Annotated in this window: 10 protein-coding genes; 2 read left to right on the top strand and 8 right to left on the bottom strand. The window is 71.6% G+C overall.

From position 1 onward, the window contains the following. Positions 1–477: RusA family crossover junction endodeoxyribonuclease (locus GCU60_RS19490; RefSeq protein ID WP_204262346.1), on the top strand; the 477-nt coding region annotated here is incomplete at its 5' end. Further along, positions 474–1,115: a DUF4145 domain-containing protein gene (locus tag GCU60_RS19485; protein ID WP_163208260.1), complete on the top strand. Its 642-nt coding sequence runs from the start codon at positions 474–476 to the stop codon at positions 1,113–1,115. The genes GCU60_RS19490 and GCU60_RS19485, both read left to right, overlap by 4 nt. A gap of 165 nt (positions 1,116–1,280) precedes the next feature. On the opposite strand, the gene GCU60_RS19480 is transcribed toward GCU60_RS19485, so the two are convergent. The 8 genes from GCU60_RS19480 to GCU60_RS19445 form a co-directional block, all read right to left on the bottom strand. After that, entirely contained in the window at positions 1,281–2,138 is an 858-nt protein-coding gene (locus GCU60_RS19480; RefSeq protein ID WP_163208257.1) for a DUF4062 domain-containing protein, read from the bottom strand. Between the two features lie 91 nt (positions 2,139–2,229). Next, positions 2,230–3,552 carry a hypothetical protein gene (locus GCU60_RS19475; RefSeq protein WP_163208255.1) on the bottom strand — a complete coding sequence of 441 codons (1,323 nt, stop codon included), beginning with the start codon at positions 3,550–3,552 and terminating at the stop codon, positions 2,230–2,232. A gap of 3 nt (positions 3,553–3,555) precedes the next feature. Beyond that, entirely contained in the window at positions 3,556–3,852 is a 297-nt protein-coding gene (locus tag GCU60_RS19470) for a hypothetical protein (RefSeq protein WP_163208253.1), read from the bottom strand. Continuing rightward, positions 3,849–4,442: a hypothetical protein gene (locus GCU60_RS19465; protein ID WP_163208251.1), complete on the bottom strand. Its 594-nt coding sequence runs from the start codon at positions 4,440–4,442 to the stop codon at positions 3,849–3,851. Before GCU60_RS19465 ends, GCU60_RS19470 begins: the two co-directional genes overlap by 4 nt. Further along, positions 4,439–5,011, bottom strand: coding sequence for a hypothetical protein (locus tag GCU60_RS19460; protein ID WP_163208249.1), 573 nt, complete (start codon positions 5,009–5,011; stop codon positions 4,439–4,441). The genes GCU60_RS19465 and GCU60_RS19460 overlap by 4 nt, the downstream gene beginning before the upstream one ends. After that, positions 5,008–6,918, bottom strand: a complete 1,911-nt coding sequence (locus GCU60_RS21990) for a type IV secretory system conjugative DNA transfer family protein (RefSeq protein WP_163208247.1) — start codon at positions 6,916–6,918, stop codon at positions 5,008–5,010. Before GCU60_RS21990 ends, GCU60_RS19460 begins: the two co-directional genes overlap by 4 nt. Positions 6,919–6,982: 64 nt before the next feature. Then, positions 6,983–8,152, bottom strand: a complete 1,170-nt coding sequence (locus GCU60_RS19450; protein ID WP_163208244.1) for a peptidoglycan DD-metalloendopeptidase family protein — start codon at positions 8,150–8,152, stop codon at positions 6,983–6,985. Next, positions 8,149–8,526, bottom strand: a complete 378-nt coding sequence (locus tag GCU60_RS19445; protein WP_239521470.1) for a hypothetical protein — start codon at positions 8,524–8,526, stop codon at positions 8,149–8,151. The genes GCU60_RS19450 and GCU60_RS19445 overlap by 4 nt, the downstream gene beginning before the upstream one ends. Between the last annotated feature and the right edge of the window lie 87 nt (positions 8,527–8,613).

Raw genomic sequence — 8,613 nt, 5'->3', positions numbered from 1 at the left:
TCCACGTTGGCGCCGCCGACCCGCTCGTCCCCAGCTTCCCCGATCCCGAAAAACTGCCAACTACTTGACGCGGGACAGGACTGCGCGGTGCCGGGAGTACCGGCATCTCTGCAGAGCAGCACTCGAAAGAGGGCCGATTGGCGTGCGCGTGTGGCCGCTGCTGCTGTGGCGCGCTGGCCGGTGGAGGAGCCAGCGCTGGAAATACCTCTTGCGCTGACGATGGCGTTCCTTCACACAGGGGAGCCATTAGACGTCGACAACATGCTGAAGCCCACGCTCGACGCTTTGAAGGGCATCGCGTACGACGACGACGCAAGACTGGATCAAGTTGTGGGGCTGCGCCATGACCTGTCGCAGGGCTTCCGAGTTACGAGGCTGTCGCCGGTGCTAGCCCGTGCCTTGGTCGACTTAGGAGGAGGACCATTCGTGTACCTACAGCTGAGTGCGCCGACCCACCTCGAGGAGTTGCTGCGATGACGGGCGCAACGCAGTTCACACCCGCGGTGCGAGAGGCAGCTGCGGCGGCTGCCGGGCGGCTCCGCTCCCAGGGCTGGGAGGTGGTCTCCGACCCCGGGGCTGGAGAGCTTCCACCAGCGCTGGCGGACGTGCGGCCCGACTTGGTTGCACGTCGGGGTGACGAACACCTAGTCGTTCAAGTCAAGTCGCGACGCATGCCACCGAACATGGACACGGTCGTGCTCGCCGAGCGGGTTGGCGCGTTGCCCGGCTGGCGGTTGGAGCTGGTGTATGTGCCAGAGGCGCCACTGACTGCCGATCGAGAGGAGTTGTCCCAGCGGGCTCTGCGGGCGTACAACCTGGCGAAAACCGACCCAGAAGCGGCTTTGCTGCTGGCATGGTCGGCCGTCGAGGGCCTACTGCATCGACTGGCCGAGGGGCGGGGCCTAGACACCGACGCACCTGGGGCGCTGCTGTCGGCGTTAGCCAGCCTCGGGGTCATAGATGAAGCCGAACACCGACAACTCCGGGAAGCCTGGGAGGTCAGGAACGCGCTCGCACACGGCCGGCAGGGCCCCACACCGGACAAGCGTGCGGTGCAACGGTTGAGCGACTTGGCTCAACTGCTTACGGAACGGAGCACTTCGGCCCAGCCGTAGAACGTCGGCAGCGACGCCTTGAAGGAACCGTCAAGGCGTGGGTCGTAGCCGTCAACGGGTCCGCGTAGCGCCAATCCGGAGAGGATCCGCTTGCGCGCGTCCCGCGCGACGATCGCCACGCGGGATGCGGGCACGGGGAGGCCATGTCCCCTGATCTTCGGGCCGTCAGCCAACGTGGAAATCACGTTGCCTATTCTCGCCATTCTCTCTCCAATGAATGCGGAGAATGTCGGGATCGCTGCCGCCCATGGACATGGCAACATTCAGGCGACGGGTCTGGCCGGCGTGCACCGTCGTCGGCGTGCCGTCTGTAATCAGATGCATGCTGCTGTGTTCCCCAACGGGCTCGAACACCACTTCCTCGGCATCCTGGTCACCGGTGTTGGTGATCTCGATCCAGTGGCGGGTGGAGTACCGCGGCTTGCCGTTCTTGTCGTACTCACGGATCTCGCGTTCTTGCTGTGGCTGTACGGAGAAGCGCACTTCGCGTGCTCCTGGCCTCAGAATCGGGACTCCGAGTGAGAGGTTCGCGATGTCGAACTCAATGGCCTTCCACACTTCATGTTCGAGCTGGCTGACGTTGCTGAACTCGCCGAGGAGGCCGCGCTGACCGATTTCGGCCCTGAAGGTGCGAAGCCCTTCAAGCTGCGCCGTATCAACGTCGTTGGGCAGCGGAGCGGTCGAGAAGTAGAGATGGACAGGCTTCTGCTGTTCGATAGCGCGCTCGATCTCTGCCACGGTGCCCGAAACCGCGTCCGGCGTCGGAGAGCCGAGTCTGCTACCGAAGAGCGCAAAGACCACATCAGACTCATCGACGCCCTGCGAGTTGATCAGCGATTGCGGGTGATCACCCAACATGGGTACCGAGGCCGTCTCCCAGCGCCACGGTTGCAGGATCGTCCGCTTGGTCTGCGCGTTGGCGCCGTTCCAGCCGTACACCGCGGACTCCACAGCGTCACGCGCCTCGATGGTGTCCGACGGGGAGGCGATCATCACGCGCAGAACGTTCGCTGTGTAAGCCATACTCCGACGGTAAGCCAGCACCCCGACATCGTCCGGGTGCGTGGAACACCTGCCAGGCATCACCTATCACCGTTGCCCGGTGACCGATCGGCTATCGGGATGGTGGAGCTTCCCGCGCGACCTGATGCGGGGATCGGATTGCGGTGATGTCGCGATGGGCAGCCTGGGCGTGGTAGAGCAGCCGTTCGGCTGCACCGGGCGTACGCGTTGCTTGGGCGTAGAGGCGCGCCTGGTGCCGTTGGACGGGCGGGCCTGCCGCGGTGGCGCGGTGTAGCGCATCGGCCAGTCCGGTCGACAGCTCCGCCGCCCTACCGACGACGTGCCGAAGGCGGTCGAGATCGGCGCCGCGGGCCTGCACGTGTCGTCCGGCGATCACCGCGGCCACCCGGTCGTCCGGCATGTTTTCCATGGGTGGCAGGTCCCGCGCGTTGGCGTACAGCTGTCCGGTGCGGGACCAGCGGTCGACTGCCGCGGTGAGCTGTTCGGCGAGGAGCGGCAGCTGGCTGGTGACCTGCTGCATGCTGCCGGCGACGGCCGCCAGATCGTCGCGGTCGCGGAGGGCCGCGATGTCGGTGTCGAAGGCGACCTGTGCGCGCAGATGGCCCACGAACGTCAGCGCCCACGGGACGACTCCGTGGGGATCGGTGGACCGAGCTCCTCGGCCATCGTCGAAGACCGTGCTGGCGCGGCCGACCAGCTGCCAGGCGAGTCCGGTGACCAGCAGCGGTCCCGCATCGTTGCCGGTGGCGGCTGCGGTGACGGTGGCCGCGCTTCGGCTGGTGATCTCGGCGGCGGCGACGGCGGCGCGGAAGTCACGCAGGGTCAACTCGTTGCGTCCCTGCGCTCGGTCGATTGCTGCCGCCAGCGCCCCGGAAGCATCCAAGGCGGTCAGCTGCGCGGCCGCCCGCGGATCGCTTGGCATGGGTACCAGGCGGTCGAGCATCACCGCACCGATCGCCGTCGGAGGATCGGTCTGCGCGTCCCGTTCGACGGCGACGGCCAGCTTGCCGACCATGGCCAACTCCGGGGCCGCCGCTTGCGGTAGCAGGCGGCGGCCGAGCTGCGCGCAGTGGTCGGCCACCTCGGCCACTTCCACGGTGACCGCCCACCGGTGTGAGCGGCCCATGATGCCGCGGTCGCGGCCGATGAGGTCGGCGGCTGTGCCGGCGAGGTCGGTGAGCGGTCCGCCGGTGTGCGGCCACAGCCGACCGGCGGTGGCGCAGGCTGCGGCGAGTTCGGTGGCGGTGCGCTGCCGCGTGCTGTTGCCGGGGGTGAGCCCGTCGTGGGCCAGGCCGGTGAGCGCCCGGCCGAGGTGGGACAAGGCGCCGGTGATGTCCTCGATCGTTGCCGAGGGCTCCGGCTCGGTGGCCCGCCCGGTGAGGCCGTCGAGGAGCTGCTGCAGGGTGGTGGCCACTGCTCAGCCCAGTCGTCGCAGGGCGTGCCGGGCGGCCCTGGCGGCGTCGAGCACCGGGGGGTTCGCGAAGGCCGCCTCGTCCAGCAGGCCGAGTGCTCCCATGGCGGCACGGACGCTGGCCCGCGGGTCGCCGTCGATAAGCGGTGTCGGTTCAGTGCGGGCGCCGGCGCGTTCGAGCAGTTCGGCGGCGTAGAGGCACTCCAGCGCGATGTCGGCGGGCACCTGTTCTCGGTCGGCGCCGACGGCGTCGAGGAGGGAGGCGGCATAGCTGAGCGGGTCGCTGGCCACGTCGACGGTCATGACGGTCTCCTGTCCTGAGGGTGGGCTGTGTCGAGGGTGAGTGGGTGCGGCCGACCGGGCGGCTTGCCGCGGAAGACCTGTGGACGGCCTGGGCCGGTGTGGACGGTCGGGGTCTTCTCGGCGGTCGCCGTGGGGTCACCGGTGGGGCTGAGCGCGGGCAGCGCGTCCGGGCAGTCGTCGAGCAGTCGCCAGTGCAGCTCCCGGGCCGGGTGACGGGCGGGCAGTGGCGCGGCGGCGGCCAGCGCGGGCAGCCGGGCGGCGACGTCGTAGCCGGCGGCCGCGGCCCGGGTCAGCGCGGCGGCCAGCGGGAGCCAGTCCGGGCCGTCCACCAGGCGGTCATCGATCTGGACGACGAACGCCCGCCAGGCCGAGTCGGTCGGCATGTCGTCGGGGTCGTCCGGTTCGCTCTCCAAGTCGGCTGCGATCTGCAGGATGCGGGCGGCGACCGCCCGCCGGTGCTCGGCGGTGGGGGCGTCGCACCACGCCGCGAGCAGCTGTGGGGTGTGGCGGGTCATCCAGCAGCGGCTGATTCGCACGCCGTCGAGTAGCGACATCCAGTCCCCGCGGCCGTGCGCGGCCAGGCGGCTCATGGCCTGCCCGCCTCGTTGCCGGCCGGTCCTGGCTTGCTCCCGGCGGGCGGGGTGGTGCCGAGGTCGCGGGCGAACAGTGCCCGCCGTGCTTCGGTGGCCTTCGGGCTGTTGTAGTCGGCAGTCCGGGATCGGGCGGGCCAGTCGGTGTGCCGGCCGGGCGGACAACCCGTGCCGAGTCGTTCGCTCATCCGGGCGTGAAAGGTGGGTAACGCGTAGCGGTGCCACTCCTCCAGCCCGTGCGGGGTCAGGGCGGCGGCGGCGGTGATGCGCAGGCAGGCGAGCACGGCGAGCTCCTGGACGAGGTGGGGGTGGGTGGGCCAGCAGGACGGGATGGCATGGCTGGTCTGCCAGGCGTAGGTGTGGTTGAGCCAGGCGGCGACGTCGTCCAGCCACGGCCACAACTGCTGCCGTACGACCGCCGAGCAGGTGGCCGGGTCCCAGGGCCGGTCCAACAACGGCAGGCCGGTGGACTCGAGGCCGGCGTCCTCGGCCAGCCGGAGTTGCTCGAGCGCACGGCGCACCTCGTGCGGCGGCTTGGGAAACGGGACGGCGAGCTGGGTGTCGGTCATCGCGGGTCCTGTCCGGTCGGGGCCAGGCCGGCGTTGGCGGCCGCCTCGTGGGCAAGGGCGGCGCGCTCGGCCAGCGGAAAGGCCTTCGTGCGGGCGGCGGCGACGCGGTCGCGGGCCGCGGACTGGGCCGCGAGCAGCGCCGCGCCGCGGCGGCCGGTGAGGCAGCGGGTGAGCCGGGCGATCAGCGGCGGAGCATTCTCGGCGACGACCAGGGCGCGACCGGGCGGCAGCTGGCGGATCTCCTCCGGTCGCAGCACCGGCACGGTCTCGCCGTGGGTGGATCGGCTCCACCCGGTTCCGCGGTAGGTGTAGGAGGTGCGCCGCACCCGGGTGGTGCCGAGCAGCTCGGAGAGTTCGCGGTAGAAGCCGCCGTCCTTGCCGCCGCCGAAGGCGACGATCACGTTGGTGAGCCCGAACAGGGCGCGGGCTTCGTCCTCGCCGTAGATGAGCACCAGCTGCCGCCAGGTCTGGGCGGCGTAGAGGAAGCTGACCCCGAGAGCCCGGTCGTTGGCCATCCGGGTGCGCAGGGTAGGCAACGGCGCGGTGGAGGGCAGCTCGTCCAGGCAGGCCAGCAGCGGCGGGCACAGCCGCCCGGTGGGCGCGGCGGCAGCCAGCTGCAGAGCGGTGTCGAGAACGTGCTCGGCCAGCGCGGTCATCAGCGGCGACGCCGAGGCGTAGGGATCCTCGCGTCCGAGCAGGTAGACGGTGCCGCCGGCGGCGAGCAGGCCGGCGACATCGGTGGCCGCCCGGCCGGGTCCGGGGACGCAACGGCGGCGGATGTCTGCCTGGAAGAACAAGGCCAGGGCCTGCTGCACCGTGGTGGCGGTGTTGCCGGCGGTGCGCGGATCACCCTGCAGGGCGCCGTGCAGCAGCCCGTCCCAGAACGGTGCGGCGTGCGGGTGGGCGCGCAGGATGTCGGCCGGCTGGCTGGCGGCCTGCGGCTGGGCGGCCCACTCCAGGACGTGCTCGATCGTGCGCCCGGTCAGCGCGGCGGCGTGCAGGTAGGCCTGCAGCACCTTGGCCGCCTCGAACGCGTAGAACCGCGCCGCGCCGTCGCTGGCACCGCCGGTGACCGCGCCCGTCACGGTGCCGGCGGTGAATGCCTTGGCGCGGCGCTCGGCGACCATCGGATCGACACAGCCGGCGACCGGATCCCACACCAGCTCCGACAGGCCGGGCACCGTGCCGAAGGGATCGAGCACGGCGACCGGACGCTCGCCGTCGGCACGGGCGTCGAGGGTGAGCAGCAGATCCTCGGCCTTGGTCAGGGTCACCAGCGCCGCGCCGGGCGCGCCGAGCAGCGCGGGGGCGAGCAGGTCGAGGGTCTTGCCGGACCCCTGGGGCCCGTAGACGCCGGTGGTCCGGTCGAAGGGCACCCACAGTTCACCGGCGGCGGGAACGGCGCCGGAACCCAGCCGCCACCCGACCTCACGCTCGACCGGCGGACGGACTCGGCGTCGGCGGCCGCCCGGCAGGTCCGGGCGGACGACGGCAGCGACCTGGCGCAGCCGGGCGCGGCCGAGGACCTCGGCGACCTGGCCGCGGCTGGCCATGCCCGCTCCCCCGCCGAGGAATCGATGCACGGCCCACGCCGCTCCCCCACTGCCGGTCAGGAACAGCACCAGGACGGTGATGACGGCGGCGTACACGGCGCCCGTTCCAGGCAGCGCTGCGGCTTGTGCGTGGCCAAGACCGGCGGCCGGGTCGCCGGTGAGCAGCCCGCCGACGGAGGCGAGCAGGGCGGACGACCCGGTCGGCCACACCCAGCCGCCACCGGTCGCCAGCGCCGCGGCCGCTCGGGCGACGGGCAGCATCAGTGCGCCCGCGGTCAGCCAGACCACGACGGCGGCCGCGGGAACCTCCCAGCTGGCCGGGCCGACGTCGGGCCGCGGGCGGCCGGCACTCACCGCCGGCCTCTAGGACATGCAGCGTTCATGGCTTCCCCTCGGTCTCGCGGCATCGGTGGCGGGCTCATGCGGGACTGGGGGCGTGCAGGTCGACGTCGCGGTCGGCCAGCCACGGGACGGGGTCAATCGGCGCTCCGTCGATGCGGACCTCGAAGTGCAGGTGGACGCCGGTGCTGTTGCCGGTGGAGCCCTGGTAGCCGAGCAGTGCCCCGGCGGGTACCTGCTGGCCGGGCGTGACGGTGTAGCCGGACAGGTGCGCGTACCGGGTGGTCACGCCGGCGCCGTGGTCGAGTTCGACGAGGTTGCCGTAACCGGCCAGGTTCAGGCCGCCGTCGCGGTCGCAGTAGGCGCTGCTGCACGCGGCGGTGATCACGGTGCCGCCTGCGGCCGCGTAGACGGCGGTGCCGCGGGGGCCGGCGATGTCGACGCCGGCGTGCAGGCTGCCCCAGCGGGGTCCATAGCCGGAGGTGAGGGCGCCGGTGCTGGGTCGGACCCACGATCCAGCTGGGACCGCCAGGCCGGGGCAAACACCGGCCGCCGCACCGCCGGGGTTGGCGGCCCGGGCTTGGGCGGCCGGCCACAGCATGGCGGTCAGCTCCCGGGCCAACGGCTCCCAGCGGGCGTAGGCGCCCCCGTGGGCTGAGACCTGCACGGCCTGCGCTGCCCGGGTGAGCGGCATCGTCCGCCAGTTGGGCACCTCGAGCAGCCGGGCGTAGAAGGCCTCGGCGGCGTAGACGGGGTCCATCAGCTGGGCGACGGTGCCCCAGCCGGCGATCCAGCGCTGTTGAAAGGTGTTGACGCTGTCGTGATCGGAGCCCAGCCCGTCGTGCGCGTAGGTCAGGCTGGTGGCGGTCACCGCGGCCTGCTCCGCGGTCAGTTCCGGGCTGCTGCCGTCGTTGGCCAGCATCCGGATCCGCGACTCCTGGTAGGCGGTGGCCAGCGCCACGGTGGCCGCGTACGGCCCGAGTCCGCGTGCCGCGGCGACGTTCACGATGGTCTGCGCCTGCCCCATCTGGACGGCGTCCAGCGCGATGCCGGCGACGGTGGCGCCGGTACCACCGGTCGAGCAGGACGACGACGCCGTCTGCGTCGATGCCTCCGGAGCGGCGAGAACCGCGAGGGGGATCAGCAGCAGGGTCAGTGCGCCGAACAATGGGACGGCGACGGGAGCGGCAGCCTTCCACAGCCATCGTGTCGCGTACGCCTGCGCCAGTCCTTCTGCAGTCCCGCTCACGCCGGTCCTCCAGCGGTGAGGGCGTCGTTGGTGTAGGTCAGGCGCAGCTCGGGCTGGGTGAGGACTGTCTGCACCTTGAACGCGCGGTCGCCGACCAGCCACAGCGCCCGGCCCTTGCCGGCGAGAGCCCAGTCGGTGACCACCCGCTGCGCCACTGGCGTGAGGCCGAGCAGGGTGCCGAGTTCGTCCCCGACGGCCTGGTCCTGACCGTGCAAGACCCGGGTGTCGCACAGGTGCAGCAGGTCGCGGGCGATGGCGACCGCCTGGGAGGATGCGTCGCCGGCGGTGAGCATGTCCGAGGGCTTGTGGGCGAGCAGGATCTGCACGTCGGCGTCGCGGCGGGACAGCCGCAGGTTGGCGTCCAGGCTCTTCATCGCCTCCACGCCTAGGGCATGTCTCTTAAGTGCGTAGCCAGGTGATGATCGCGGCCAGGACGGCAGCAGCTCGGTAGACGATGGCGA

Origin of the sequence: Blastococcus saxobsidens, assembly GCF_010682065.1 — a bacterium.
Lineage (GTDB): Bacteria > Actinomycetota > Actinomycetes > Mycobacteriales > Geodermatophilaceae > Blastococcus > Blastococcus saxobsidens_B.
The sequence above is the reverse complement of the archived record's forward strand: the minus strand, read 5'-3'. Positions and strand labels throughout refer to the sequence as shown.

Bases quoted from the DNA above. Each gene is read 5' to 3' on its own strand.
- GCU60_RS19445 (WP_239521470.1), bottom strand. From the start codon at position 8,526: ATGAAGAGCCTGGACGCCAACCTGCGGCTGTCCCGCCGCGACGCCGAC.
- GCU60_RS19485 (WP_163208260.1), top strand. From the start codon at position 474: ATGACGGGCGCAACGCAGTTCACACCCGCGGTGCGAGAGGCAGCTGCG.
- GCU60_RS19460 (WP_163208249.1), bottom strand. From the start codon at position 5,011: ATGACCGACACCCAGCTCGCCGTCCCGTTTCCCAAGCCGCCGCACGAG.
- GCU60_RS19480 (WP_163208257.1), bottom strand. From the start codon at position 2,138: ATGGCTTACACAGCGAACGTTCTGCGCGTGATGATCGCCTCCCCGTCG.
- GCU60_RS19470 (WP_163208253.1), bottom strand. From the start codon at position 3,852: ATGACCGTCGACGTGGCCAGCGACCCGCTCAGCTATGCCGCCTCCCTC.
- GCU60_RS19465 (WP_163208251.1), bottom strand. From the start codon at position 4,442: ATGAGCCGCCTGGCCGCGCACGGCCGCGGGGACTGGATGTCGCTACTC.